Below are 25,936 nucleotides of genomic sequence, written 5' to 3' on the forward strand. Positions count from 1 at the left end.
TCGAGATCGGTCGATTGGCCTGCGATCTTTCTCTCTTTGGATTGCAGATAAAACAGCATCACGCAGCGAGATGTCGCGCTGAAAGCGACTAGGAGACGTCAATGATCATAAATACTTTTTCCTACCTTTGGAAATCCACTGCGATACAGGCGATGTCTGAACTTATCCGGCATGGCTTTACGGTATTTGAAGTTCCCGTGAGTTCCCCACACTGCTGGCCGGACGAAATGTCGACAAGTTCGCGTTTGGATGCGAGAAAGCAACTGCAGGACCACGGAGCGAGCGTCAGGTCGCTGAATGCTGGCGGATATGATATTAATCTGGCCAGCCCAGGCTCAAATATGAGGCGCAAAAGCACTGACCACATTAAAGATGTCATCCAGCTCGCGGTCGATTGGGGGGTAGCCGACGTTGTAATCTCTCCAGGAACGCGTCGTCCGATGATTTCTCCTACCATCCCGCAAACCCTTGGATGGCTATATGAGAGCCTTGACGTGCTTCTACCGGTTGCAAAGCAAGCCGGCGTGCGGCTGCTCATGGAGAACACCCCCTATTGTTTCAGACCGACAATCGGGGAACTCGTCGGTCTCGTCGAGGAAATCAAAAGCGAAGATCTGGGCATCGTCTATGACGTCGCAAACGCGGCCTACATTGGCGAGGATCCAGTAGCGAGTCTTTCGTTGCATCACTCTCACATAGGTCTCGTGCATATCTCGGATACGGGTACGGACGTCTGGGGCCACGATCCTATCGGCACGGGGATCATAGATTTTGAGGGTCTCGGGCGCGCCGTCGATTCAGTTTTTAGTATTGATAGCGTCGTCCTGGAGGTTATTCGCGAAGAAGAGCCGCTGCTGGAAGTTAACAATGCCATGCAGGAGCTCAAAAAGAGGGGCTGGAGGGTTGACTGATAAACCCCGCATCGCAATTCCGCTCGGTGGAAAATCCCACGTCAGCAAATGAGCGCGCTTCGCCCACGATGCCTTGGCGAACGCGAATTTTGGTGAGTGTCCATGACGCCCTGGATGCCACAACAAGCCATCTTGCTGGCGGGCAAAGTTCAGCAATTTTCGTATCTGGAATTCGTTTAGAATTGCATTGCGATTTGGAAGTGAATTCCATACAGTTCCACAACATCAATGGGAGAAGTGTCCATGAAAGTTTTAGTGAGTGGAGGAAGCCGCGGAATTGGCGCGGCGGTTTGTATCCGTATCGCAGAAGCTGCTGCATCGAGAGGCGAGCGTGCCCTGATCGCGGTGTGCGGCCTTGGTCCCTCCGAAGGGCAAGAGGACGTTGCGCGTTCGGTGCGCGCGTTGGGAGGCGATGCTATTGCGCTGTCTGGCGACCTGGGCAACATCGATGTGGCCCAGAACCTCGTAGAGGCGGCGGTGTCGGAGTTTGGTGGCCTGGACGCTCTTGTTGCCAATGCTGGCATCGCAAGTCCCGGAAATATCTGTGATTTGTCGGTTGCAGACTGGGACAAGATGTTCGCGGTCAACCTTCGCGGGGCTTGGCTTCTGGCCAAACACTGCCACCCGCACTTAAAGCAGAGTCGAGGCGCAGCGTGCTTCACATCGTCGATGTCGGGGCAAGTACCTCATGCGGGATCAGGTGCATATAGTCCAACCAAAGCGGCGCTCACTATGCTTGCGAAGACCCTTGCCTTGGAATGGGCGCCGGATGGCATTCGTTCGAACATCGTGTCTCCGGGAATGACGCACACTCCAATGTCCGCAAAGATGTATGCCGATCCAGCGATCAAGCGGGCGAGAGAGGATCTGATCCCACTTTCCAGGATCGGCGATCCAAAAGACATTGCTAATGCGATTGAGTTCCTGATAAGCCCGCTTGCGAGTTACATCACCGGTCAAGACCTCTGCGTCGACGGCGGCTTCTCAAAATCAATCTTAAGCCATATCCCCGGGCGCCCAAGCTCAAATTCGTAGTCAGCGAAGTCGCGACAGCACGCTTTAAACACGCCAGCATTTGGCCCCGGCCCGACTTCAGACGAGGTGTGGTCAATGGCGCGTCGCGTCGACCGCGAATTGGGCCAGGTTCTCGATGGCAGTCGGCTGCCTGAACCTCCCCCACAGGTTCCACGGCCGACCACATCATTCCCAGATCTCACCGCAGGCCAAATCAGACAATCGAGGCCTCAATACTCTGCTGGCACCTCATATACTTCTGCAGATGGATCCCCGAGGAATGAGCGCACCGTCGGTGGTAACTGGCGCGACGATAGCGGGACAGGTCCACAGCGAGCAAGAAGTTCACGCAAGTCCGGCTCGGCACCGACATGCCGCCAGATCATCCGCGAGGCATAGGGGAGGTTTTCCTTTCGCCAGGAAATTCCCATCGTCGTCCCACGTAGATAGACGCGCTGATACTCGTCGAATGGCAGGAGGATCGTCTGCGACAGCATGGCGTTCGGTCCGACGACACGCTGTGTGATGAAGATCCGGTTGCGATAAAAGGCCGCCAAACCGACATATTTCGAAAACTGCTGAATGCCGCTTCCGAGGTCTCGAAGCCGCTCCATCGATTTGGCCTGCACCAGCCCACCCTGCTCCATAAGGCGGCTGCACGAACAGACAACCATCCCGGGCCAGGATGGCGAACGATAATAGGTCTGAAAATAGCCGATGTGACGCCTGAGCGCGGCTAGGTTTCCGGGAAACGCTTTGAGAAGCTCTGAACCTTCGTTGATACCGGGGACGGGTTTGTGAAGTCGCTCGCGAAACTGCTTGGGAGCGAGGCCAAAGTCGGCTGCATCAAGATCGAAATGGTTGGCGATGCGCGCCAGATTATGGGCGGAAGGCCTCGTCTGACCGTTGATGTATCGATTGAACTGTTGCCGGTTGATATCGATTGCACGGCACAGATGCGAAATGGAACGCTGCGTTGCGCAGGCGATTTTGAGGTTCTCGACCAAGTGGGGCATCCGTAACTCCGTCTTCTCGTCAAGTAGCGTAAACTCGCTTAACGATGCGTCAAGTCGCGAAATTGCGTGAGCCAGCCCGGGTTCTACGTTCCCACCTTACAAATGAAAAAGAGGGAACCGCCATGACGCATCAAAAGGATCAATCTTCGCAGCCGAGCTTCGACCGCCGCCACTTCCTCGGCGGTGCCGTCGCGCTCGGCGCCTTGCCGGCCCTCGCCTCGGGCCTCCTGATACCGCATGACGCACGGGCGCAGGAAGCCAAGCGCGGCGGCCATCTGAAGCTTGGCCTCAAGGGCGGCGCCACCAGCGACGCGCTCGACCCGGCGACATACAGTGCCTCGGTCCTGTTCGTCATTGGCCGCCTCTGGGGCGACACACTTATCGAATCCGACCCCAAGACTGGCGCACCGCTCCCCTCGCTTGCAACCTCCTGGACGCCGTCGACGGATGCTTCGATCTGGACCTTCAAGATCAGGAACGATGTGCGGTTTCACGACGGCAGCAGGATGACCGTCGCCGATATCATCGCGACGCTGAAGCGGCACGCGGACAAAAACTCGCAGTCGGGCGCTCTTGGGCTCATGGCGTCAATTGCAGGCATCGAAGAAAAGGCGGGCGATCTCGTTCTGACGCTTTCCGAAGGCAATGCGGATCTGCCCCTCCTTTTGACCGACTACCACCTGATCATCCAGCCGAAGGGCGGCGTTGAAAAGCCGGCAGCAGCTGTCGGCACCGGTCCTTACATTCTGAAAAGCTTCGAACCCGGGGTCCGCGCCACATTCGAGAAAAATCCAAAGGATTGGCGCTCCGACCGCGGCTTTGTCGACAGCGTCGAAATACTCGTCATCAACGACAATACCGCCCGCGTTGCGGCGCTTGCCTCCGGCCAGGTCCATTTCGTCAACAGTATCGACCCGAAGACAGTTCCCATGCTGAAGCGGGCAACGACGGTGAGTATCATCCGGAATGCAGGCAAGGGCTTCTACTGCTTCCTGATGCATTGCGACACGGCACCCTTCGACAACAGTGACCTTCGTCTCGCGTTGAAGTACGCCATCGATCGCCAGTCGATCCTGGACAAGGTTCTCGCCGGCTACGGAACGATCGGCAACGATTATCCGGTCAATTCCAACTACTCCCTGGCGCCGACCGATATCGAGCAACGGCCGTATGATCCCGACAAGGCCGCCTTCTACTTCAAGAAGTCGGGTCTCGACCGTCCAATTCTGTTGCGCACCTCGGACGCAGCCTTCCCGGGCGCCGTGGATGCGGCGATCCTGTTCCAGCAAAGCGCGCGCAAGGCCGGGATCACGATCGACGTGAAGCGCGAACCGGAAGACGGCTACTGGACCAACGTCTGGAACAAGCAGCCCTTCTGCGCCTCCTTCTGGGGCGGTCGTCCGACACAGGATTCGCGCTATTCCACCTCCTATCTATCGACCGCCGAATGGAACGACACGCATTTCATGCACCCTGACTTCGACAAGTTGGTATTGCAGGCGCGGTCTGAGCTCGATGAAGCCAAGCGCAAGGTGCTTTATCGACAGCTGGCCCTGATGGTGCGAGACGATGGCGGTCTGATCCTGCCCGTCTTCAACGACAACATCATGGCCTCTTCGAAGACGCTGAAGGGCTATGTCGACGACATCGGCAACGATATGTCGAACGGCTACGTCGCGACGCGTGTCTGGCTGGACGCCTGATGCCCGACGCCGGGCGAATAGGCTCTCATCTCTAAGGAAGCCGGGACCGCGGAAGCCTTTCGCAGTCCTGCCGACGTTTCAGGCAATTCCAGGAATAACTGCGCTGCGCTTTTCCGTCCGCAACTGCATGAAACAACAAGATTGAACAATTCGGCGCGCCCTGGGGCGCTGAACTGCTCGAAACGCGAGGCATCGGCCATGTCCAATCTGCCCCCCGGAACCGTTCTCCCCGGGTTGAAGTTCAAGCAGCGTTTTCCTCTGCTGCACCTCATTTTCGAGCGTTGCCTGTTCAGCATCATCCTGCTGTTTGCGGTCTCCGTTCTGATCTTCGGCGGGCTCGAAGCCCTGCCCGGCGATTTCGCCACGACTTATCTCGGCCAGTCGGCGACACCCCAGGCTGTCGCCAATATCCGCGAGGAGCTTGGCCTCAACCGGCCCGTCGTCAACCGCTATGTACACTGGTTCGGCAATGCCGTTGAGGGCGATTTCGGCACCTCCTGGGCCAGCAAGAATTCCGTCGGCGAGCAGATCGGCAAGCGGCTTGGAAATTCCCTGTTTCTCGCCGGCTTTGCCGCCTTGATCTCGGTGCCACTGGCGCTCTGCTTGGGCATGTTGGCGGTCCATTTCCGCAACCGCATGCCCGACAAGATCATCAACGTCATTTCACTGGCGGCGATCTCGCTGCCGGAATTCTTTATCGGCTATATCCTCATCATGTTCTTTTCCGTCAAATTCGGTGTCGCCACCTTTCCGGCGACGGTCTTCGACGGCATGGGCTTTCTTGACCGGCTGAAGGCGATCGCGCTGCCGACGGCGACCCTCGTGCTCGTCGTACTCGCGCATATGATGCGCATGACGCGGGCGGCGATCCTCTCCGTCATGTCGTCGGCCTATATGGAAACGGCCGAGCTGAAGGGGCTCTCCGCCTTCCGCGCCATCGTCAAGCATGCCGCCCCCAATGCGCTGGCGCCGATCATCAATGTCATCGCGCTGAACCTTGCCTATCTCGTCGTTGGCGTCGTCGTCGTCGAAGTCGTCTTCGTCTATCCCGGCATGGGCCAATACATGGTCGATGCAGTAACGGTGCGCGACATGCCCGTGGTCCAGGCGTGCGGCCTGATCTTTGCCGCCGTCTACATCTTCCTCAACATGGCGGCCGATATTCTCGCCATCATCGCCAACCCGCGGCTGAGGCATCCGCGATGAGATTGAGAGATATCCCCATCACCGCCTGGATCGGCATGGCCGGCATCGCCATCGCCTTCATATTCGCGATCTTCGCGCCCTGGATCGCTCCCTATGGCGAGACGCAGGTCGTCGGCGACGTCTGGCAGATGCCGGATGATCAATACCTCTTCGGCCTCGACAATCTGGGCCGCGACATCTTCTCGCGGCTGATCTACGGCGCACGCACGACGCTGCTGGTCGCGTCCGCCGCCACCGTCATCTCCTTCTCGCTCGGCATCATCCTGAGCTTCACTGCCGCCGTCTCGCGTGGCGTTGTCGACACCGTTCTCTCGCGCTTCAACGATTTGATGATGTCGATCCCGACACTGATCTTCGCGCTGGTGGTATTGGCGGTGCTGCCGCAAAACATGGTCGTGCTGATCCTGGTGATGGCGATCCTCGATTCCACCCGCGTCTATCGCCTCGGCCGTGCCGTGGCTCTTGATGTCGCGGTCATGGACTTCGTCGAGGCAGCGACTTTGCGCGGCGAAGGCAAGCTCTGGATCATTTTCCGCGAGATCCTGCCCAACACGCTGTCGCCTCTGCTTGCCGAATTCGGCCTGCGCTTCGCCTTTTCGATCCTGTTCCTCTCGACGCTTTCCTTCCTCGGCCTTGGCATTCAGCCACCCGCGGCCGATTGGGGCGGCATGGTCAAGGACAACAAGGACGGTATCATCTTCGGTATCTCGGCAGCGCTGGTACCGGGCACGGCGATCGCGACACTTGCCGTCTGCGTCAACCTTGTCGTCGACTGGCTCCTGAAACGCACATCCAGCCTCAAGGGAGGGCGCGGCGATGCCTGAGCTTCTTTCCGTGCGCAATCTGACGATCGAAGCAACCAGCTATCCGCCGGGCGAGCCGCCCAGGCGGGTGACGATCGTCGATGGGGTCTCCTTCGACCTGCAAAAGGGCAAGGTTCTCGGCTTGATCGGGGAATCGGGCGCCGGCAAGTCGACGATCGGCCTTTCCGCGCTTGCCTATGGCCGGGGCGGCGCTGTAATCACCGGCGGCGAGGTGCGGCTCGACGGCACCGATATCCTGGCGCTCGGCAAGAACGGCATCCGGAAAATCCGCGGCGCACGGGTCTGCTACGTCGCACAATCGGCGGCGGCCGCCTTCAATCCGGCCCACAGGCTCGGCGATCAGGTGATCGAAGCGTCGGTCAAGCATGGTTTGATAAGCAGACACGACGCGCGCAAACGGGCGCTTTATCTCTTTGGGGTCCTCGGCCTGCCCAATCCCGACACCTTCGGCGAGCGCTTTCCCCACCAGGTCTCCGGCGGCCAGCTGCAGCGGGCGATGACGGCAATGGCACTCTGCTCCAATCCCGAACTCATCGTCTTCGACGAGCCGACGACAGCGCTTGACGTCACCACGCAGATCGACGTGCTGGCGGCGATCAAGCATGCCATCGAGGAAACGCACACGGCCGCCCTCTACATCACCCATGACCTTGCCGTCGTCGCCCAGATCTCGGACGACATCATGGTGCTGAGGCACGGCAAGACGGTGGAATCCGGCACAGCGCAACAGATCATCGAAGCGCCGCGTGAAGAATATACTCGGGCACTGGTCAATGTCCGGCAGGACAAGCGCGAGGAGGCTGCCGACCAGAGTTCGGCTTTGCTGAAAGTCGAGAATGTTACCGCCGGCTATCCCAACGGCTTCAAGGTGTTGTTCGACATCTCGCTGCATGTGCCGAAGGGACAGTCGCTTGCGGTCGTCGGCGAATCCGGCTCCGGAAAATCGACGCTCGCTCGGGTCATCACCGGGCTTCTGCCACCACTACAGGGTACCGTCTCGTTCGACGGCAAGCCTTTATCCAAGGCACTAAAGGGCCGATCGAATGACGATCTCCGTCGTATCCAGCTGATTTATCAGATGGCCGATACGGCGATGAACCCGCGACAAACGGTCCGGGACATCATCGGCCGGCCGCTGACCTTCTATGAAGGCCTGCGGGGCGCGGCGAAGACGGCGCGGGTGAAGGAGTTGCTTGAGCATATCGAAATGAGCAATGGCTTCATCGATCGCTATCCCGCCGAACTCTCCGGTGGCCAGAAGCAACGCGTCGCGATTGCGAGGGCGCTGGCTGCCAATCCGGAGATGATCTTATGCGACGAGCCGACATCGGCCCTTGATCCACTGGTTGCGGAAGGCATCCTGAAACTATTGATGCGGCTGCAGGAAGAGCAGCAGCTTTCCTATATCTTCATCACCCACGACATCGCCATTGTCCGCGCCATTGCGGACTCGGTTGCCGTGATGCATCGGGGCAAATTGGTGCGTTTCGGACCAAAATCGAAAGTACTCGTGCCGCCTTTCGACGATTACACCGAACTCCTGCTGGAGTCCGTGCCCGCGATGGAAATCGGCTGGCTCGAGAAGGTACTCACAAGGCGGAAGATGGCCTGCGCCGAGAATTGACCAGGTGGTCGTTCGAGACCAGCAGGCGTAGTGAAACATGGAATTATACAATGACTGACCGCAGCTTCACTGTCATCGAAAACGAATGGATCATGCTCAAGGACGGAACGCGGCTGGCGGCGCGTATCTGGATGCCTAACAATGCCGAGGCAGACCCCGTGCCGGCGGTGTTTGAATTTCTACCCTACCGCAAGCGCGACGGAACCAGCCTGCGCGACGAATCCACCTATCCCGTCTTTGCGGCAGCCGGCATTGCCGGGGTACGCGTCGATATCAGAGGGTCCGGTGAATCCGACGGCGTTATCGACGGCGAATATACCGAGCTTGAACTCGCCAATGCCTGCGAATTGATAGCCTGGATCGCAGAACAGCCCTGGTCGAACGGCTCCGTCGGCATGATGGGCATCTCCTGGGGCGGCTTCAATTGCCTTCAGGTCGCAGCCCTTCGCCCGCCGGCGCTGAAGGCGGTGATTTCGATTGCCTCCACTGTCGACCGTTACAACGACGATATCCATTACAGGAACGGTTGCCATCTGTCGGCGCAGCTCTCCTGGGCTGCCACCATGCTTGCCTATCAATCCCGTTCACCCGATCCGGCCATCGTCGGTGAGGACTGGCGGGAGATGTGGCTGCGGCGCCTTAAGCAGGAACCCTTCTTCATGGAGGAGTGGCTTCAGCATCAGCGCCGCGACGACTTCTGGCGACATGGGTCGATCTGTGAGGACTTCGACAGCCTCGATATTCCGGCTCTCGTCATTGCCGGCTGGGCGGACGGCTATCGCAACACGCCGTTGCTCGCAGTCGAAGGCCTCGGCGAGAAGGCGAAAGCGCTTGTCGGACCATGGGTCCACAAATATCCGCATCTCGCCTGGCCGAAACCGCGCGCTGACTTCCACGGCGAAGCTATTGCCTGGTGGAATCGCTGGCTGCGAAACGGGGATAATGGTGCGGAGACCATGCCATCCGTGCGCGCCTATATTCTCGATGCAATCAAGCCCGCCACGCGCCGCGATTTCGATCCCGGCTTCTGGATCGCCAAACGGAGTTGGCAGCAGCCTGACTTGCAGTCCTTCTATGTCGAGCAGCTCGGCGTCTTGATGGAAGGCATGCCGATCCCGCACGCGCCGGAGCACCCCGTCTATCTGCGCTCGCCGCTCGACACGGGCACCGCCTCGGGCGAGTGGTTCACGCTGAAGCCGGATGCGGAACTGGCGATCGATCAGCGCGTCGACGACGCCGGGTCGCTGACCTTTCAGACCGCTCCGCTGGCCGACGATCATGATTATCTCGGCCGTCCAGCCGTGACGCTGGCGCTCAGATGCGATGCCGAAACCGCCAATCTCTGCGCAAGGCTTGTCGATATCCATCCGGACGGCACGGCAACCCGTGTTTCCTTCGGCCTGCTCAATCTCGCCCATCGCGATAGCAACGCCGCGCCCGAACCGATGAGCAAGGGTAAACGCACGACTGTGAACCTGTCCCTCGATGCCTGCGGCTACCGTTTTCGCAAGGGGCACCGCATCCGTCTGTCCCTATCGACTGCCTATTGGCCAATGGTTCTGCCGCCTCCGGAAGATCCGGGTCTGACGATCGACATCGCCTCCATCGGCCTTGCCCTGCCAATTCTTGGGGCGCATGAACTCATCGACGTGAAGCAGCCTGACAATCCCGATCCGCTGCCGAAATATATCGAACATGCGCCGGGCTCGACGAAGCGGCAAGTGGTGCGCGATCTCTCGGCCGGCCTTACCCGCTATGAAATCCAGGAGGATACCGGCCTTTTCGAACATCCCGGCACTGGCCTGTCGACGCGGCAGCTGCGCGAGGAAACCTGGTCGATTGCGCCGGATGACCCGCTGTCGATGTCCGGCATCTCGACCTGGACCTGCGACATGCAGCGCCCCGGCTGGTTCGTTCGCACGGTCGCGACCTCATCCATAGCCTGCACGGCAAGGGACTGGATCATCAGCGCCTCGGTCATAGCCTATGAAGGCGAGAACGAGGTCTCACGGAAGATATTCGAAGAGAAGCGCATCCCGCGCGACCTTATGTAAATTAGCGCTGACAGGCAAATCGGCTCGCCGCCGAGGGTCTGTTCACAGGGGCGAGATACCGCGGCATGGATTGCAATTGGCGGGGCAGTCTATCCCGTATCCTAAAATGCTTAACCAGCTTGGGAGGCGCGGGAGCAGCATTGTGATTCCATCCAGACGACCCAGCGCGCGCTTTGCCAAACTGAGGCGCTCCGACAACGAACCCCTCCCCTGACACACGAGATTGAGCGGGCCTGTCATGCCTGTCGCATATCTGTAATACCGTAACCTTAGGTTAGAATGACTCCATACTTGGGGCAAATCCTAACTTAGAGGCGAGCCAATGAACGAGCACAGTTCCCAGAAGATATTCCCAACGACTCAGCTTGAAGACGCGGATGGAGACGGCCACAACACGAGCGTCAACCCGACCATGGGTGAAATCATCGGCAAGCGTTTCTCACGCCGGAATTTTCTGCAGGGCTCGCTCGCCGTCTCGGCGATCGCGGCCACAGTCAGCCCCGTCGCTCTCATGAGCGCCGACGAGGCGCGCGCCCAGAACAAGGGCGGCTCCGCTTTCAAGTTCACCGAAGTGGAAGCCGGCGTTGACGCTAAGCACCACGTCGCAGACGGTTATGACGCCGATATCCTGCTGCGCTGGGGCGATGCCGTGCTGCCCGGCGCACCGGAATTCGATCCGACCAGGCAGACGGCCGATGCCCAGAGCAAGCAGTTCGGCTACAACAACGACTATGTCGGCTACATTCCGCTCGAAGGTTCGACCGAACACGGCCTTCTCGTTGTCAACCACGAATACACCAACCCGCACTTGATGTTCCCGGGCCTCGTCAAGGTCGTGGATGGCAAGATCAAGCAGGGCGCGCTCAGCAAGGAGCAGGTGGATGTCGAAATGGCGGCCCATGGCGGCACCATCGTCGAAATCCGCAAGGTCGGCGGCAAGTGGCAGGTCGTTACCGACGGCAAATACAACCGCCGTATCACGGCCAATACACCGATGGAAATTACCGGCCCGGCCGCCGGCAACGACCGCCTGAAGACCAATGTCGATGCGACCGGCACACGCGCCATCGGCACGATCAACAACTGTGCCGGCGGTGTCACCCCGTGGGGCACCTACATCATGGCGGAAGAGAATTTCCATGGCTATTTCTCCGGCAAGCTGCCGGAAGGTCACAAGGAAACCGCCAACTACAAGCGTTACGGCGTTCCGGAAGGCGGCTACGAATGGGCCAATTTCTACGACCGCTACGATCTTTCCAAGGAGCCGAACGAACCGAACCGCTTCGGCTGGATCGTCGAGGTCGATGTCATGGACCCGGCCTCCACCCCGAAAAAGCGCACCGCGCTCGGCCGCACCAAGCACGAAGGTGCCGAATCGATCGTCGCCAAGAACGGCAAGGTCGTCTTCTATCTCGGTGACGACGAACGGTTCGACTATGTCTACAAGTTCGTGACCGAAGGCACGTTCAACCCGAACGACCGCGCAGCCAACATGAACCTGCTGGACAACGGAACGCTATATGTCGCCAAGTTCAACGAGGACGGCACCATGCAGTGGCTGCCGATGATCCACGGACAGGGGCCGCTGACCGCCGCCAATGGATTTAACAGCCAGGCGGACGTCTTGATCGAGTGTCGGCGCGCGGGCGACGTGCTCGGAGCCACGAAAATGGACCGGCCGGAAGACGTCCAGCCGAACGGCGTCAACGGCAAGGTCTACGTGATGCTGACCAACAACACCCGCCGCAAGGCCGACCAGGTAAATGCCGCCAATCCGCGCGCAGAAAACGCCTTTGGCCACATCATCGAGATCGCCGAAAACGACGGCGATTTCACCGCGACCTCCGGCAAGTGGGAAGTGCTTCTGAAGTGCGGCGATCCTTCCGTTGCGGCGGTCGGCGCGACCTTCTCCACCGAGACCACCAAGAACGGCTGGTTCGGCATGCCGGATAACTGCGCCGTCGATTCCGCCGGCCGGCTCTGGGTCTCGACCGACGGCAACAACAACAAGGCGACCGGCCGAACGGACGGTCTCTGGGCCGTCGATACCGAAGGGGCGGCGCGCGCCACCTCGAAACTGTTCTTCCGCGTGCCGGTCGGCGCCGAAATGTGCGGCCCGCTTTTTACGCCGGATGACGAGACCGCCTTCGTCGCCGTTCAGCATCCTGGCGATGGCGGCGAGGACTGGCCGGGCCATGGTCGTCCGTCCTACTACGAGGACCTTTCCACCCGCTGGCCGGATTTCAAGCCCGACATGCCAGTGCGGCCCGCAGTCGTTGCAATCACCAAGGCGGGTGGCGGCAAGATTGCCGTCTGACGCCATCAGCGCGGTATAGAGCCGCAAAGAGAGCGGCAGCGAGGCTGCCGCCTGGCTGTAAATGCCGGCCGGGGTGAGTGCATCATCCCGGCTGCATCCCGGCAACGGACAACACGTCCCTCCCCTTGCGCCCCAACGATTTCCGTTCCTTGCCTCCGTCCCTCATTTGCCGCGGTATCTGGTGGCTTGGTCGGTCGCAGCCCTGAGCGTGGGTTATCCTGGATAAGGGAAGAGCTGCCGCCACACACTCTGTGCAAGCTGGGGTCGCACAAAGACTGCCAAGGGGGGCCTCGATAGCACCCTTTGCATGAAGCCGTTCGACATTCATATGCCGACCGTCGCAGCTGTTCGCAGTCATACGATGCGGCAGTCTCTCAATGCTTTTTAACCCCGCATGGTACTTAAGCGCTGTGTCGCGGTATCAATCTTCCGGTGAAAAGACGATTGAGATCCCGCTCTTCCGGATCCGCCAGAACTTTGACGAGGTATTCAACCATTTCCGTAAGGGGCTGCCGATAGGTGGTAAGGCGGTAGTTTGGATTGTCCGCCTGGGGCACATCGTCAAAGCCGGTAATGGCGATATCCTTGGGGATTTCCAGTCCCAGCTTGTGCCGAATGACGTCACTTGCCCCCATTGCAAGTGCGTCATTCTCGCAAACGATAACATCCGGCAAGTCTGATGGGCCGCGACGGCTTAACGTTTCCATCGCGATAGTTGCGGCCAGCGCGGGATCATAGGCAGGGACTGTCACCGCCTCGGGTTGGAAGGAGAAATGTTTTCCCCAATATTCGAGGAATGTTTCCTTCCGGAGCAGATGGGCCGAATGGCTTTGCGGCCCTGCAAGGAACAGAGGGCGCCGGTATCCGCGTTGGTGCACGTAACGCGCCAGTTCCGTCATTGCTCCGACATCATCGACCGCGATCGAGATGGTGTTCGGATTTTCCGAACTGCGGGCAAAAACGATCAGCTTGCGGAAGCGTCGAGCCTGGAGCGCGGTTTCCAGTACGTCGTCGTCAAACTGGATGCCGATCAGGATGACCGCGTCGACACGCCGCTGGCTTGCGTTCAGCAGAGCATGGCCAGCATCGTCTCTATCCAGCGTGTTTACCAGCAGGATGTCCCAGCCCTCGCGCCGCAGGATCCGGGTGAGGCGTTCCATCATGACCAGCTTGTGCGGGTTGGCGAAGTCGTCGATCAGCAGCGCCACCAGATTGGATCGGTCCGAGGCGAGGCTTGCGGCACGCAGATCAGGCAGATAGCCGAGGCGCTCTGCCGCAACCATCACCTTCTGGAGGCTTTTCGGCGAGATGGATGCATCTTTGCGGAAGGCGCGATTGACCGTCCAGCGCGACACGCCTGCGGCGATTGCGACATCGTCCGCCGTCACGTTTTCGGCAAAAGGGGGTCTCTTTTCGTTTGGCATTCCGATCTCCCGCCTCTGTTCTGGATTGATTTAGCCTCCATTGATAGCGCCTTTTTCATCTATCCCACCTTTTTTGCTCGCGAGAGCAGATTTTTCTTGCTCGCGCGAGCAAATGTGGAGATAGTCCGTTTCAAGGCGGCGGGAGGCCGCTTTCAGGAGGATATCAGTGCTGAGAATTGGATTGCTGGGTGCCGGCCGCATTGGCCGTGTGCATGCCATTAATATTGCGGGTCATGCCAGGAGCGAACTGGTCGCGGTATCGGACGTCAACGAAGAGGCTGCGCAGTCCCTGGCCAGTTCCTACGGTGCGAAAGCAATAAGTTCCGAGGCGATCCTCAAGGACACCTCGATCGATGCCGTGCTGATCGCGACCTCTACTGATACCCATTCCGACTTGATCGAGAAGGCAGCGAAGGCCGGCAAAGCGGTGCTTTGCGAAAAGCCGGTGGATCTCTCGCTGCAACGAGCCAAGGCATGCCTGGCGGTGGCTTCGGCCACCGGTGTTCCAGTCATGATCGGCTTTAACCGTCGCTTCGACCCGAATTTCGCAAGCATCAAGGCGGCATTGGACGCCGGCGAAATCGGCAAGCCGGAATTGCTTTCGATTACCTCGTTTGACCCGGCGCCCCCACCGGTCAGCTATATAAAGGTGTCTGGCGGGCTGTTTCGCGACATGATGATCCACGACTTCGACATGGCGAATTTCTTGATGGGAGATGCGCCGAAGACCGTTCACGCGGTCGGCACGTCGATTGTCGATCCCGAGATCGGCGCAGCCGGCGACGTCGATACCGCCGTCGTGACGCTGACCTATGCCGACGGGCGCATCGCGGTTATCAAAAACAGCCGTCGCGCCGTCTACGGTTATGACCAGCGCGTCGAATTGCTGGGCGCCGAGGGACTGCTGTCGGCCGCAAACGTACTCGAAAACACGGTGTCAAAGGCGACGACGGCCGGCGTCACAAGTGCCAAGCCGGAGTTCTTTTTCCTCGAGCGCTACATGCGTGCCTATGCCGCGGAATGGGATGCCTTCCTGCGCGCCATTCTCGACGGTGCCCCCATCCCGGTGACACTGGCGGATGGCGTTGCGGCGCTGGCGATGGCCGAGGCTGCGACCCAGTCGGCACGGTCGGGCCAATCGGTCGATCTGGCGCTTTAAGCATTTAGGGCGGTGGCCGGGCCATCGCCCAAGCATTGCCGTGGCACACGGGAGGTGTCGCCACCGGCTTTCGGTTCCGGCCTGCTTGGCCGGAGGAATGGACGTACGGGAGTGACGTTCAAGGGGAACTTAATCGGGAGGTTAGCATGAAGAAATTATTAGCATCCGTTGCCATCGCCGCGGTCGTCGCCATGGCCGGTCCGGCCCTTGCGACCGACATCATCGTCGTGGCTCACGGCCAGGCGAACGATCCGTTCTGGTCGGTGGTGAAAAACGGCGTCGAAAAGGCTGCCAAGGATACAGGCGTTAGAGTCCAGTTCCGCTCGCCCGAAACCTTCGACATGGTCCAGATGGGCCAGATGATCGACGCCGCCGTCAACCAGGACCCCGACGGCCTCGTCGTCTCGATTCCTGATGGCGACGCGCTGGGTCCGGCGATCAAGCGCGCAGTTGCTGCCGGCATTCCGGTCATATCCATGAATTCCGGGTCGGATGTCGCGCACAAACTCGGCGCGTTGCTGCATGTTGGTCAATCGGAATTCGACGCCGGAAAGATCGCCGGCCAGAAGCTTGCCGAGCTGGGCGGAAAAAAGGCTATTTGCGTCAACCAGGAAGTCGGCAACGTTTCGCTCGACCTGCGTTGCGCCGGCTTCAAGGAAGGCTTCGGCAAGACTGTCAAAGTACTCCCCACCAGCAACGATCCGGCGGAAGTCGAGGCCAAGGTGCGCGCCGCGCTGGAATCCGACCCGGACCTCAATGTAATCTTGGCGCTCAACGCCTCGCTCGTCGGCGAGCCCAGCGTTAAGGCAGCGCAGGCGGTCGGACGCAACAGCGTATTGATCTCCACCTTCGACCTTTCGGCCGGCTTCCTCAAGTTCGTCGCGGACGGCAAGGCGGCATTCGCCATCGACCAGCAGCAGTTCCTGCAGGGTTATCTGCCAGTCGCCTTCCTCGCGCTCAATGCGCAGTATGGCCTTGTTCCGGGTGGCGACGTTCCGTCCGGGCCGAACCTCGTGACCAAGGAGGCTGCCGCCAAGGTCATCGATCTTTCGGCCAAGGGCATCCGCTAACCGCAGTTGATTGCCGGGCCGCAGCGTTCCACGTCGCGGCTCGGCCACCGATCAGGAGACAGGTCAATGTCGACAGAAACGCTGTCGCGAGCGGACGAACGGATCAAAACCGAGTCCTTCGCAACGAAACTCATGAAGCGGCCGGAACTGGGAGCGATCGGAGGGGTCGTTCTCGTCACCGTGTTCTTTTTCCTGACCGCAGACCGCACCATGTTCACGCTATCCGGGATCATGAACTTCATGACGCCGGCCGCACAGCTTGGCATTCTCGGCATCGCCGCGGCCATGCTGATGATCGGCGGCGAATTCGATTTGTCGATCGGCTCGATGGTCGCCTTTGCGGGCATGGTCTTTGGCGTCTTCGTCGTCAATGTCGGCATGCCGCTCATCATCGCAATACCGTTGACAATGGGGCTCGCCGCGGCGCTTGGCGTCACCAACGGGCTGATCGTGCTGCGCACCGGGCTGCCTTCCTTCATCGTCACGCTCGCCGGTCTTTTCGTGCTGCGGGGCGCATCACTGGTCGGCCTGAAAATCTTCACCGGCGGTTCGACCCAGCTGCGCGGCATCCGCGAAGCGGTGGAGGGCGATTTCCTGGCGCCGATCTTTTCCGGCGATGCCTTCGGATTTGTCCTGACATGGCTGGCAAAGGCGGGTCTTGTCGACAGCTTCAAATCCGGCGTGCCCAAAGTACCGGGCATCCCGGTCGAGATTATCTGGTTTATCGCCTTCGCGCTGGTCGCAACCTATGTCCTGCTGCGCACGCCAGCCGGCAACTGGATCTTCGCCACTGGCGGTGACGCCCTGGCGGCGCAGAATTCCGGGGTACCCGTTCGTCGGGTCAAGATCTCGCTGTTCATGCTGACGGCGATGGCCGCCGCGCTTGTTGCCATCATCACTGTGATCGATGCCGGTTCCACGGACGCCCGCCGCGGCTTCATGAAGGAGTTCGAGGCGATCATCGCCGCGGTCATCGGCGGCTGCCTTCTGACCGGCGGCTACGGTTCCGCGATCGGTGCCTTCTTCGGTGCGATCATCTTCGGCATGGTCACCATCGGGCTGACCTATACCCGCTTCGATCAGGACTGGTTCCAGGTGTTCCTCGGCGCGATGCTGCTGCTCGCCGTGATCTTCAACAACGTCATCCGCCGACGTGTGACCGGAGAGCGCTGAGATGTCCGCCCCAATCATCCATATGGAAAACATCAAAAAGCACTACGGCAACGTCATCGCGCTCAATGGGGTCACCTTCGACCTCCGCGCCGGAGAATGCCATTGCCTGCTCGGAGACAACGGCGCCGGCAAATCGACCTTCATCAAGACCATGTCGGGCGTGCACAAGCCGACCGAGGGCTCCATCACTTTCGAGGGAAGACCGCTTTCCTTCGACAGCCCGCGGGACGCCATGGAAGCCGGCATCGCCACGGTGTTCCAGGATCTCGCCATGATCCCGCTGATGTCCGTGACCCGCAACTTCTTCATGGGACGCGAGCCGACCAAGGGACGCGGCCTGTTCAAGCGCTTCGATATCGACGCCGCCAACGAGATCACCATGGCAGAAATGCGCAAGATGGGCATCAACCTGCGCGGCCCCGACCAGGCGGTCGGTACGCTTTCGGGGGGTGAGCGGCAGACGGTGGCGATTGCCCGCGCCGTCTATTTCGGAGCCAAGGTGCTGATCCTCGACGAGCCGACCTCGGCGCTTGGCGTGCGGCAGACCGCCAATGTGCTTGCGACCATCAAACGCGTGCGTGCCCAGGGAATAGGCGTGGTGTTCATCTCCCACAACGTCCGCCATGCGCTTGCGGTGGGCGACCGCTTCACCGTGCTCAACCGCGGTCAGACGCTCGGCACCGCTACGCGCGGCGAAATCACTGCTGCCCAGCTACAGGACCTGATGGCCGGCGGTCAGGAAATGGCCGAGCTCGAAGGCTCGCTCGGCGGAACGATCTGAGGCAACCCCGTATGGATAAATCGTCCTCACTGCCCCAACATCCGCTCGGAGTGGCGCTCATCGGCACGGGCTTCATGGGCAAGTGCCACGCCATGGCCTGGCGCAACGTCGCCGCAGTATTCGGCGGCGCGCATCACCGGCTCGAGATCCTCTCGGATGCCACGCCGCAGAGTGCCGAGGCCTTCGCCCGCCAGTTCGGCTTTGCCCGCGCCACGGCGCTCTGGGAGGAAGCGGTAACCGATCCGAAGGTTGACATCGTCTCGATCACGGCCCCGAACGGCATGCACCGCCCGATGGCCGAGGCGGCGCTCAGGGCCGGTAAGCACGTGTGGCTGGAAAAGCCGATGGCGCTAACCCTCGCAGACGCCGAGCCGAGGCGATGGCGGCAACGGCGGCCACACATCCGGGCCAGGTGACCATCCTCGGTTACAATTATCTCAGGAGCCCGGCCTTCCAGGCGGCACGCGAGCTGATCCGCGACGGCGCGATCGGCAGGCCGGTCGCCTTCCGCGGCGTCTATGACGAAGACTATTCTGCCGACCCGCTCCTCCCGTGGTCCTGGCGGATGACTCACGAGGGTGGCGGACTGGGTGCGCTCGGCGACCTTGGCTGCCACCTCGTGAGCCATATGCTGGCGTTGATGGGCCCGGTCAGCGAAGTGGTCGCCCAGACCCAGGTCACCATCCCCACGCGTCCGTCTCCAGATGGGCCGAAACGGGTCGAGAACGAGGACAGTGCGCTGGCGCTCCTGCGCTTCGCCTCGGGCGCGCAGGGCTCGTTCGCCACTTCCCGCGTGGCACGGGGCCGCAAGTGCCGGCTGCAATGGGAGGTGCACGGCAGCGACGGCACGATCGTGTTCGATCAGGAGAACATGAACGAATTGTGGGTGCATCGCGCCGGCGAGGCCGGATTCGTGCGTCATCTGACCGGACCCGGGCAACCGGACTTTTCCGCCTTCTGTCCGGCGCCGGGACACAATTTCGGCTTCAACGAGCAGAAGGTGGTCGAGGCGCGCGACCTGCTCGTGGCGATCGCCGGCGGTCCGAACGCAGGCCCCGATTTCGCCCAAGGGCTCGACATCGAGAAGATCATTCACGCCATGGCTACCTCGAAGGGCGCCGTCATCCGGATCGAGAGGCTGGAAACGTGAAGGAGCGCGCGATGTCATCGCCATCCGGCACGCTTGCCGACGCCGCCTGCGGCAGCGCCAGGCCGGATTGAAGATGAACCTTCTTTCGCCCCACAACAATCGAGAGAGTAAACATGGATCAACCCTTCACGCTCGCCGCCTGTGCGGAAATGCTCTGGCGCGACAAGCCGATCGAGTGGCGCTGTGCGCGGCTGACTGAACTGGGCTTTCAGGTCGGCCTATGGAACTGGCCGGACCACGATCTCGCCGCGCTGGAGAGATCGGGGGCGACGTTCTCGATCATGAACGGCTATCTTACCGGCCGGCTTGCAGACGACGAGGGCGCCGACGAACTGCTGCGTTCCGCGCGCGAGACGGCCATGGTCGGCAAGCGGCTCGGCGTCGCGCGCCTTAACCTGCATGGGACCGGGCTTGGCGAAGGCGGGCTTCCGGTCCGACCCAGCGATGTGGTGACAGGACGGATGTGGCTGAAGGCAAGGGACACGCTTTGCCGCATCGCAGACATGGCGGAAGAGGAAGACGTTGTCTTCACACTGGAAAACCTCAACCTGCCGGTCGATCATCCCGGCACGCCGTTCGGACGTGCCGAGGATACCTTGGCTCTCATCGCGTCGGTCAACCGTCCGCGTCTACGCCTCAACCTCGACCTCTATCACGCGCAGATCGGCGAGGGTAACCTGATCGAAACCTGCCGTGCCTGCCTCCCATGGATCGGCGAGGTGCAGGTGGCCGATGTGCCCGGTCGGTGCGAGCCAGGTACCGGCGAGGTCAATTACCCGATGATAGCGCGCGCGCTCCACGAAATGGGTTATCGTGGGCCCGTCGGCATGGAGGCTTTCGCAAAGGGCGATCCGGAAATTGCCCTCGAGGCATTTCGCGCTGCGTTTACCCTTCGCAGCTAGGATATTTCCCCTCCCTGCCCTGCTTGGAGCCGTTCCTGTTTCTGCCACTGGCGAGTTCGCGTTGCCGGCGGGATCGTGCCGGCTGGCGCTCCCTTCCGGCCGGTGTCGGAACACGGCGCTGGCATCGCCCCGGCCGAACCCGGGGGTCTGCGGTCATCGGTGGTGATCCAGGGGCGTCAGGACAAAGTCGAAACCGGAGCGCCAGATCGTCACTTCGTCAATCCGCTCGAAGGGAGCGATCAGGCTGTCTTTCACCCCGAAGACCGCATCCGACTCCAGATAGGGATCGTCTCCGACAAACGTGTGGGTGACGAGCTTCTGGTATCCCTCCGCGGTGATCAGATAGTGGGTATGGGCGGGGCGATATGGGTGGCGGCCCAGCGATCTCAACATCTGGCCGACCGGGCCGTCCTCGGGGATCGGGTAGGAGACCGGCTTGATGCCGACGAAACTATAGGCGCCGTCGTCGCCCGTCACGAAAATCCCGCGATTGTTCCATTTTGGTTGAATGTCCGGCTGCTGGACGTCGTAGAACCCATCGGAATTGTCCGACCACACATCGATCCGCGCACCCTCGACTGGCTGGCCGTCAAGATCCAGCACGCGGCCGGTGAAAAGACAACTCTCGCCCCTGCCGTCCAGGGAGATCGTCTCTCCCATCTGGCGCAGTGGCGCTCCTTCGACGTGAAACGGACCGAATACAGTGTTTTCGGTTGCCCCATCGGGCCGGCGATTATTGATGGCATCGACCAGCATGGAAAAACCCAACGTATCGCTCAGCAGGATGAACTCCTGCCGCTCGTCGTGACAAAGACGGCCTGTCCGGGTGAGGAAGCTGATTGCCATCTCCCACTCCTGCTGGGTAAGGCTGACATCCTTTGCAAAGGCATGCAAATGCGTGACAAGCGACGCCATGACCTCCGCCAGTCGTGGCGCTATGTCCGGGGCCATGCGTCCGTTGACCGCTTCTGCGGATTTCTCCTCGCTGAAATATCGAGACATTGAAAGTCCTCCTAACGCGTTATTGCGGTCGCGCGCCCTCCCAGGCGTTTTGCAGCAGGGCGCGGATCGCCTCGCGCTCTATGGGGCGCGGGTTCCAATACGGGTTGCGGGTGGCCAGATCGGCTGCACGGTCAAGATCGGCTTCCTTCATACCGATATCTCTCAACGCCATGGGAGCTTTGACCGACGCGGCAAAGTCGTAAAGCCCGGCTCCCAGCGAGCCGCCGAAGAGGTCGGCCGCCGGCTTCAACTCATCTGCCGCCGCCTGGGCGTTGTAGGCGGCCGAGTGCGCAAGCACGATCGCATGGGTTTCCGAATGCGGAAGGTCGAAGCTGCCGCCAAGCGTATGGCAGAGTTTGTGGTGCAGGGCCATGCCAACGGTGCCAAGCACCGTCCCGCAAAGCCACGCTCCATAGAGTGCGTCCCCGCGCGCGCCGAGATCCTGCGCTTCGTTCAGAATCCGCGGCAATGCCTGCTTCAGGGCGCGCAGACCCTCCATGGCCATCATCGAGGAGACCGGATTGCGATCCCGTGCGTAAAGACCTTCTACGGCATGGGCCATCGCATTGAGGCCGCTGCTCACGCTCATCGCGACCGGCAACCCGACGGTCAATTCGGGATCGTAAATGACGACCTCGGGCAGTATGCTGGCGGCCCGGATGGTCGTCTTTTCGCCGTTCTCCGTCTGGCCGAGGATCGGCGTCACTTCCGAGCCGGCATAAGTCGTCGCTACCACGATCTGGGGCGCGTCGTTGCGAAAGGCGATCGCTTTCCCGAGGCCGATCGTCGATCCGCCCCCGAAGGAGACGACGCAATCGGCTGCGGCGGCACGATAAGTTTCCATCGCCCGTTCGGTCACGTCGACCGGCGTGTGCATCGTGGCATCCGTAAACAGGCCGGCCGAAAGCGGGCCAAGCGCGGCCGCAATATCTCTGGCGTCCGTGTTTTGATGCGGGGTGGACAGGATCAGGGCGCGCTTGCAGCCCTGCCCCGTGATTGCATCGGCGAGCTGGCCAAGCGAGCCGGGTCCGAAAATGATCCTCGCCGGACCGATATTGTATTGGAAGGACGCTACCACACCCGTCGACTCCCTCTTGATTGCGCCATGTTCAACGATCGAGCTTGAACAGCGAAAGCGCGTTGGTCCTGCCGATCTTCAGGCGGTCTGCCTCCGAGATCGTGGCGCTATCAAACCAGTCGGCGGCGTGGTCGATATTCTCGAACGGCCAGTCGGCAGAGAACAGAATCCTGTCGGCGCCGATTTCCAGCATGGCGTCGATCAGCGACTGGGTTCGGAAATTACCCGACGTGGTAATGTAGAAGTTCTCGTTGAAATAATCGACGATGCGGCGCTTGGCGGGATAGCTCTTTTCGACCTTGACCCAAGCATTTCGGTTGTCGATCCGCCACATCATATAAGGCAATCCCTCGCCCATGTGACCGACAATGATGCGCAGGCCGGGATGCTCGTCAAAGAGGCCGGACCCCATGAGCCGCAGCGCGTGCACGGCGGTTTCCTGTGCGAAGGCCCAGGTCGGGCCCATCAGCCACGAATGGCCGGCATAGATCCGGCTGTCCTGCGGCAAAGGATTGCGCGGGTGGAGATAGAAGGGAACGTTGAGCTTTGCCGTCTCGGCCCAGAACGGACGGTATTGCGGCAGGTCGTAGTAAAGCGGAGTCGAGCCGTCGCCTTCCTGCGAAAACCCGTTCACCAGCGCGCCGACGAAGCCCATGGTCGTTACGCAGCGTTGCAGTTCCTGTATCGCCGCATCCGGATCCTGCAGGGGGAGAGCCGCGAAACCCAGAAAGCGGTTGGGGTTCTTCAGGCATTGCTCCGCCAGGAAATCGTTGGCGCGGCGGGAGATCTCCAGAGCCTTGGCCTTGTCCGGGATAGCCTGCACAGCCGGAGCGTTCAGGGAAAGGATCATCTTTTCGATGCCATGGGCATCCATCAGCCGCAGGCGCTTGTCCTGTATGTCCAGAAGGCGGGCCGATAGTTCGGTCCAGTAGTCTCCAGGCACGAAACCTGCTGAATCCTGCAGCGTGTCGGGAATGGCGAAGTGTTCTTCAAGCGCTATTTTACCTTGCACGATACTCTCTCTTTCTCAGATCTGGAATGGATGTGTACGGGTCAGTACTGACCCTTGGGCGGCAGACCTAAGAGATGCTGGCCGACCATGGTCCCAACGGCGTCCCAATTCATCGAAATGTGGCGTCCGACGGCATTCGCATCCCGCCATGCCCGCTGGACGGGGTTGGACATCTGGAGACCGAGACCGCCCGTGGAGGCGTTCAAGGCTTCGACCGCCTGAAGAGACAGGCTGACGGCGAAGGACTGCGTGCGCCGTGCCAGAATTCTGTCTTCCTCGGTAATCTCGGCCGTGCCGTTTTCGCGTGCCTGTGCAAGCTGCTGTGCCCACGCCACGTCACGCAGCATGATTTCGCGAGCTGCATCGATAGATGCCGATGCCTCTGCCACCCTCAGCTGGATGGTCGGAAACTCAGCGATCTTGTTGTTGCCCCCGGCGACGGCGCCGCGCGTGATCCGCGTGCCCATATGGTCGAGATAGCTTGTCAACGCGCCTTTCGCGGCGCCGATGGCAGCGCTGCCGAGGCAAAACGGAATTCCCATGAGGAGCGGAATGTTGAAAAGGCCGATGCCCTCGTATCCCCGCCCGCCCGGCGTCCTGCCCGCGGTGGCATCCGGGAAAGCCAGGATACGGTGCTCGGGCACGTAGACGTCTTTCAGGATCAGGCTCTTGGAACCGGTGCCGGCCAGGCCGACGACATCCCAGGTCTCGGCGATCGTGTAATCGCTGGCAGGCACCAGGAGAAAGGACGGGATGGCGCGCTCTCCTTCGATTTTTGGCGGGATAATGGCAGCGCACAATGCCCACTGCGCATTTTCGCAACCGCTCGCAAAGGCCCAGTCGCCGGAAAGGCGAAACCCGCCCTCCATCTGCTCCGCCATGCGCGTCGGCGCATAGGAACCGCAAATAAGTGCATCGGGGTTCGTGCCCCAGACTTCCTGCTGAACCCGTTCGTCGAACATCGCAAGAAGCCACTGATGCGCGGAGAGAAGTCCCGCAACCCAGCCGGTCGAGGCGCAGGCCGACGACAGTTCGATATTGGCATCGACAAGCTCTGCGAAGGAACCCTGGTCGCCGCCGAAACGGGCAGGCTTGACAATATCGAAATACCCGACGCCGCGCAGCAGGTCGATATTGCGGGCCGGCACGCGCCCCGCTTTCTCGGTATCACGAGCGGTCGCGCGGATCTCATCCAGAACCGGCGCGATACGCGTGGCAAGACATGCGTTTTCCACCCGCATCGAAGCGGGAAACAAGGCTGCTGTACTGTTCATGGAACTGCCTTCAGTTATGGGAAGTGAAAGGCGCGTGCTGTGGCGCGCAATAATTCGAGTTTTCATACATTAGCGGGGTGGTATTGTCGGAAAGACGGGTGTCCATCACCTGGCCGATGAAGATCGTATGGGTTCCATAGGGAACGGCACCCATGCGACGGCAAATCACGGCGGCATGGGCCGAATCCAGGATCATCATGCCCCGTTCGTGGCGAACCCAATCGCCCGCTTCGAACCGACGTTCCGGAGCGATCTTTCCGCTGAACCCTTCCGATACGGAAACCTGTTCGCGCGTCAAAACGCTGACGGCAAATTCAGGCACTTCCAGCAGCATGTCGTGCAGATAAGTGCGGTTGTTCAGGCAGATAATCAGCGACGGTGGGTCCATGGAAAGCGATGTCACCGCCGTTGCGGTCATGCCGTGGTCGGTTCCGTTACGGCAGGCGGATATCACGGTGACCGTCGCCGGAAACCTGCGCATGGTCGCGCGAAACGCATCGCTGATTGGCGGAATTGCCGGCATAGGGCCGGCGGCAGCTGTGGCAGACATGAGTTCCTCCCGAGTCTCCTTGGCTCTAAAATTATTGCAAACGCAACTATTGTCAATGCAATTTTTTGATTCGAGCATTTTCTCGTGCAACGCTGCTCCTTTTTGCAAAGTGATTCAGCGGCTCGTGTTGTCATTTCGGCTATTTAGGTGCATGTCGAGACAAGCCGCGGTCAGCCGCACACGACATTTCGCCAGCAGACTGAGACATGTACAAACTTACCGATTCAGTTCCCTACCTGCTCAACCGTGCGGGCGTGCGCATCGCCGAGGTCTTCTCACAACGAATTGCCGAGAACGATCTCAGCGTCGCCATGTATCGAGTGTTGGCAATGTTGAGGGAGCGCAAGGAAAGCACGCTTGGCGACCTTGCCGACGTCGTCTCGGTTGAGATCTCCACCCTTTCGCGACTCGTCGGCACGCTGGCGAAACGCAAGCTGGTCTCCAGAACCCGTCCCGAGGACAATGGCCGTATCGTCATCGTTCGGTTGACCCCACAGGGAGAGGCCCTGACTGAAAAGCTGATGCCGCTTGCCATGGAACTCGAGGCCACGGCTGTGCAGGGCATGTCCAAAGAGGAGGTCAGCGCCCTGAAAAGTGCATTGAAGCGGATGCACAGCAATCTGCCGGCCATGTCCGGCAAAGGGAAAACCAGCGACCAGTAAATTTGCACTTGCAAATATTTTATCTGCAAG

At 60.5% G+C, this 25,936-nt stretch carries 23 protein-coding genes; 16 read left to right on the top strand and 7 right to left on the bottom strand.

Going from position 1 to position 25,936, the window contains the following annotated elements; all coding sequences use genetic code 11:
* The first annotated feature begins 101 nt into the window (after window positions 1–101).
* Both ACZ9EJ_RS28800 and ACZ9EJ_RS28805 read left to right on the top strand, forming a co-directional pair.
* Window positions 102–911: a sugar phosphate isomerase/epimerase family protein gene (locus ACZ9EJ_RS28800; RefSeq protein WP_476100314.1), complete on the top strand. Its 810-nt coding sequence runs from the start codon at window positions 102–104 to the stop codon at window positions 909–911.
* 243 nt (window positions 912–1,154) lie between these two features.
* Complete coding sequence (locus ACZ9EJ_RS28805; RefSeq protein ID WP_046642082.1) at window positions 1,155–1,946, top strand: SDR family NAD(P)-dependent oxidoreductase; 792 nt, start codon at window positions 1,155–1,157, stop codon at window positions 1,944–1,946.
* Window positions 1,947–2,155: 209 nt separating this feature from the next.
* Here ACZ9EJ_RS28805 and ACZ9EJ_RS28810 read toward each other — a convergent pair whose 3' ends face one another.
* Complete coding sequence (locus ACZ9EJ_RS28810; RefSeq protein WP_046642081.1) at window positions 2,156–2,941, bottom strand: helix-turn-helix domain-containing protein; 786 nt, start codon at window positions 2,939–2,941, stop codon at window positions 2,156–2,158.
* 122 nt (window positions 2,942–3,063) lie between these two features.
* On the opposite strand from ACZ9EJ_RS28810, the gene ACZ9EJ_RS28815 reads away from it, so the two are divergent.
* The 6 genes from ACZ9EJ_RS28815 to ACZ9EJ_RS28840 all read left to right on the top strand — a co-directional run bounded on the left by ACZ9EJ_RS28815 (window position 3,064) and on the right by ACZ9EJ_RS28840 (window position 12,669).
* A complete protein-coding gene (locus tag ACZ9EJ_RS28815; protein ID WP_046642080.1) occupies window positions 3,064–4,644 on the top strand; it encodes an ABC transporter substrate-binding protein in 1,581 nt (526 codons plus the stop codon).
* Window positions 4,645–4,842: 198 nt separating this feature from the next.
* The gene (locus tag ACZ9EJ_RS28820) at window positions 4,843–5,850 is read left to right on the top strand and encodes an ABC transporter permease (protein WP_046642084.1); all 1,008 of its coding nucleotides are present in this window, start codon (window positions 4,843–4,845) and stop codon (window positions 5,848–5,850) included.
* The gene (locus ACZ9EJ_RS28825) at window positions 5,847–6,674 is read left to right on the top strand and encodes an ABC transporter permease (RefSeq protein ID WP_046642079.1); all 828 of its coding nucleotides are present in this window, start codon (window positions 5,847–5,849) and stop codon (window positions 6,672–6,674) included. The genes ACZ9EJ_RS28820 and ACZ9EJ_RS28825 overlap by 4 nt, the downstream gene beginning before the upstream one ends.
* Complete coding sequence (locus ACZ9EJ_RS28830) at window positions 6,667–8,298, top strand: ABC transporter ATP-binding protein (RefSeq protein WP_046642078.1); 1,632 nt, start codon at window positions 6,667–6,669, stop codon at window positions 8,296–8,298. The genes ACZ9EJ_RS28825 and ACZ9EJ_RS28830 overlap by 8 nt, the downstream gene beginning before the upstream one ends.
* Before the next feature lie 50 nt (window positions 8,299–8,348).
* Complete coding sequence (locus tag ACZ9EJ_RS28835; protein ID WP_046642077.1) at window positions 8,349–10,352, top strand: CocE/NonD family hydrolase; 2,004 nt, start codon at window positions 8,349–8,351, stop codon at window positions 10,350–10,352.
* A gap of 322 nt (window positions 10,353–10,674) precedes the next feature.
* Window positions 10,675–12,669: a PhoX family protein gene (locus tag ACZ9EJ_RS28840; RefSeq protein WP_046642076.1), complete on the top strand. Its 1,995-nt coding sequence runs from the start codon at window positions 10,675–10,677 to the stop codon at window positions 12,667–12,669.
* 401 nt (window positions 12,670–13,070) lie between these two features.
* On the opposite strand, the gene ACZ9EJ_RS28845 is transcribed toward ACZ9EJ_RS28840, so the two are convergent.
* A complete protein-coding gene (locus ACZ9EJ_RS28845; protein WP_046642075.1) occupies window positions 13,071–14,093 on the bottom strand; it encodes a LacI family DNA-binding transcriptional regulator in 1,023 nt (340 codons plus the stop codon).
* Window positions 14,094–14,259: 166 nt separating this feature from the next.
* On the opposite strand from ACZ9EJ_RS28845, the gene iolG reads away from it, so the two are divergent.
* The 7 genes from iolG (at window position 14,260) to ACZ9EJ_RS28880 (ending at window position 20,328) form a co-directional block, all read left to right on the top strand.
* On the top strand, window positions 14,260–15,252 hold the full coding sequence (gene iolG / locus ACZ9EJ_RS28850) for an inositol 2-dehydrogenase (RefSeq protein WP_046642074.1): 993 nt from the start codon (window positions 14,260–14,262) through the stop codon (window positions 15,250–15,252).
* A gap of 146 nt (window positions 15,253–15,398) precedes the next feature.
* Window positions 15,399–16,322, top strand: a complete 924-nt coding sequence (locus tag ACZ9EJ_RS28855; protein WP_046642073.1) for a sugar ABC transporter substrate-binding protein — start codon at window positions 15,399–15,401, stop codon at window positions 16,320–16,322.
* 66 nt (window positions 16,323–16,388) lie between these two features.
* Entirely contained in the window at window positions 16,389–17,495 is a 1,107-nt protein-coding gene (locus ACZ9EJ_RS28860; protein WP_046642072.1) for an ABC transporter permease, read from the top strand.
* A gap of 1 nt (window position 17,496) precedes the next feature.
* Complete coding sequence (locus ACZ9EJ_RS28865) at window positions 17,497–18,276, top strand: ATP-binding cassette domain-containing protein (RefSeq protein WP_046627559.1); 780 nt, start codon at window positions 17,497–17,499, stop codon at window positions 18,274–18,276.
* Window positions 18,277–18,287: 11 nt separating this feature from the next.
* Window positions 18,288–18,692 (top strand): Gfo/Idh/MocA family protein, encoded by a 405-nt coding sequence (locus ACZ9EJ_RS28870; RefSeq protein WP_476100324.1) that lies wholly within the window; start codon window positions 18,288–18,290, stop codon window positions 18,690–18,692.
* Window positions 18,656–19,426, top strand: a complete 771-nt coding sequence (locus ACZ9EJ_RS28875; RefSeq protein ID WP_476100326.1) for a Gfo/Idh/MocA family protein — start codon at window positions 18,656–18,658, stop codon at window positions 19,424–19,426. The genes ACZ9EJ_RS28870 and ACZ9EJ_RS28875 overlap by 37 nt, the downstream gene beginning before the upstream one ends.
* A gap of 113 nt (window positions 19,427–19,539) precedes the next feature.
* Window positions 19,540–20,328, top strand: a complete 789-nt coding sequence (locus ACZ9EJ_RS28880; protein WP_046642070.1) for a TIM barrel protein — start codon at window positions 19,540–19,542, stop codon at window positions 20,326–20,328.
* 153 nt (window positions 20,329–20,481) lie between these two features.
* Here ACZ9EJ_RS28880 and ACZ9EJ_RS28885 read toward each other — a convergent pair whose 3' ends face one another.
* Genes ACZ9EJ_RS28885 through ACZ9EJ_RS28905 form a run of 5 tightly spaced genes read right to left on the bottom strand, consistent with a single transcriptional unit; the run spans window position 20,482 to window position 25,244 of the window.
* A complete protein-coding gene (locus ACZ9EJ_RS28885; protein ID WP_046642069.1) occupies window positions 20,482–21,330 on the bottom strand; it encodes a dioxygenase family protein in 849 nt (282 codons plus the stop codon).
* 19 nt (window positions 21,331–21,349) lie between these two features.
* Window positions 21,350–22,408: a maleylacetate reductase gene (locus ACZ9EJ_RS28890; RefSeq protein ID WP_046642068.1), complete on the bottom strand. Its 1,059-nt coding sequence runs from the start codon at window positions 22,406–22,408 to the stop codon at window positions 21,350–21,352.
* Window positions 22,409–22,439: 31 nt separating this feature from the next.
* Window positions 22,440–23,420, bottom strand: a complete 981-nt coding sequence (gene tsdA, locus ACZ9EJ_RS28895; protein WP_046642067.1) for a gamma-resorcylate decarboxylase — start codon at window positions 23,418–23,420, stop codon at window positions 22,440–22,442.
* 41 nt (window positions 23,421–23,461) lie between these two features.
* Complete coding sequence (locus ACZ9EJ_RS28900) at window positions 23,462–24,694, bottom strand: flavin-dependent monooxygenase (protein ID WP_046642066.1); 1,233 nt, start codon at window positions 24,692–24,694, stop codon at window positions 23,462–23,464.
* Between the two features lie 10 nt (window positions 24,695–24,704).
* Window positions 24,705–25,244 (bottom strand): flavin reductase family protein, encoded by a 540-nt coding sequence (locus ACZ9EJ_RS28905; protein WP_046627573.1) that lies wholly within the window; start codon window positions 25,242–25,244, stop codon window positions 24,705–24,707.
* 206 nt (window positions 25,245–25,450) lie between these two features.
* Here ACZ9EJ_RS28905 and ACZ9EJ_RS28910 point away from each other — a divergent pair, with 206 nt between their 5' ends.
* On the top strand, window positions 25,451–25,906 hold the full coding sequence (locus ACZ9EJ_RS28910) for a MarR family winged helix-turn-helix transcriptional regulator (RefSeq protein ID WP_046642065.1): 456 nt from the start codon (window positions 25,451–25,453) through the stop codon (window positions 25,904–25,906).
* Window positions 25,907–25,936 lie beyond the last annotated feature (30 nt).

It is taken from the genome of Neorhizobium sp. USDA 3394 (assembly GCF_056280385.1).

Excerpts from the sequence above, each read along its gene's own strand:
- ACZ9EJ_RS28800 (WP_476100314.1), top strand. The coding sequence starts at position 102 with ATGATCATAAATACTTTTTCCTACCTTTGGAAATCCACTGCGATACAG.
- ACZ9EJ_RS28805 (WP_046642082.1), top strand. The coding sequence starts at position 1,155 with ATGAAAGTTTTAGTGAGTGGAGGAAGCCGCGGAATTGGCGCGGCGGTT.
- ACZ9EJ_RS28810 (WP_046642081.1), bottom strand. The coding sequence starts at position 2,941 with ATGCCCCACTTGGTCGAGAACCTCAAAATCGCCTGCGCAACGCAGCGT.
- ACZ9EJ_RS28815 (WP_046642080.1), top strand. The coding sequence starts at position 3,064 with ATGACGCATCAAAAGGATCAATCTTCGCAGCCGAGCTTCGACCGCCGC.
- ACZ9EJ_RS28820 (WP_046642084.1), top strand. The coding sequence starts at position 4,843 with ATGTCCAATCTGCCCCCCGGAACCGTTCTCCCCGGGTTGAAGTTCAAG.
- ACZ9EJ_RS28825 (WP_046642079.1), top strand. The coding sequence starts at position 5,847 with ATGAGATTGAGAGATATCCCCATCACCGCCTGGATCGGCATGGCCGGC.
- ACZ9EJ_RS28830 (WP_046642078.1), top strand. The coding sequence starts at position 6,667 with ATGCCTGAGCTTCTTTCCGTGCGCAATCTGACGATCGAAGCAACCAGC.
- ACZ9EJ_RS28835 (WP_046642077.1), top strand. The coding sequence starts at position 8,349 with ATGACTGACCGCAGCTTCACTGTCATCGAAAACGAATGGATCATGCTC.
- ACZ9EJ_RS28840 (WP_046642076.1), top strand. The coding sequence starts at position 10,675 with ATGAACGAGCACAGTTCCCAGAAGATATTCCCAACGACTCAGCTTGAA.
- ACZ9EJ_RS28845 (WP_046642075.1), bottom strand. The coding sequence starts at position 14,093 with ATGCCAAACGAAAAGAGACCCCCTTTTGCCGAAAACGTGACGGCGGAC.
- ACZ9EJ_RS28855 (WP_046642073.1), top strand. The coding sequence starts at position 15,399 with ATGAAGAAATTATTAGCATCCGTTGCCATCGCCGCGGTCGTCGCCATG.
- ACZ9EJ_RS28860 (WP_046642072.1), top strand. The coding sequence starts at position 16,389 with ATGTCGACAGAAACGCTGTCGCGAGCGGACGAACGGATCAAAACCGAG.
- ACZ9EJ_RS28865 (WP_046627559.1), top strand. The coding sequence starts at position 17,497 with ATGTCCGCCCCAATCATCCATATGGAAAACATCAAAAAGCACTACGGC.
- ACZ9EJ_RS28870 (WP_476100324.1), top strand. The coding sequence starts at position 18,288 with ATGGATAAATCGTCCTCACTGCCCCAACATCCGCTCGGAGTGGCGCTC.
- ACZ9EJ_RS28875 (WP_476100326.1), top strand. The coding sequence starts at position 18,656 with ATGGCGGCAACGGCGGCCACACATCCGGGCCAGGTGACCATCCTCGGT.
- ACZ9EJ_RS28880 (WP_046642070.1), top strand. The coding sequence starts at position 19,540 with ATGGATCAACCCTTCACGCTCGCCGCCTGTGCGGAAATGCTCTGGCGC.
- ACZ9EJ_RS28885 (WP_046642069.1), bottom strand. The coding sequence starts at position 21,330 with ATGTCTCGATATTTCAGCGAGGAGAAATCCGCAGAAGCGGTCAACGGA.
- ACZ9EJ_RS28900 (WP_046642066.1), bottom strand. The coding sequence starts at position 24,694 with ATGAACAGTACAGCAGCCTTGTTTCCCGCTTCGATGCGGGTGGAAAAC.
- ACZ9EJ_RS28905 (WP_046627573.1), bottom strand. The coding sequence starts at position 25,244 with ATGTCTGCCACAGCTGCCGCCGGCCCTATGCCGGCAATTCCGCCAATC.
- ACZ9EJ_RS28910 (WP_046642065.1), top strand. The coding sequence starts at position 25,451 with ATGTACAAACTTACCGATTCAGTTCCCTACCTGCTCAACCGTGCGGGC.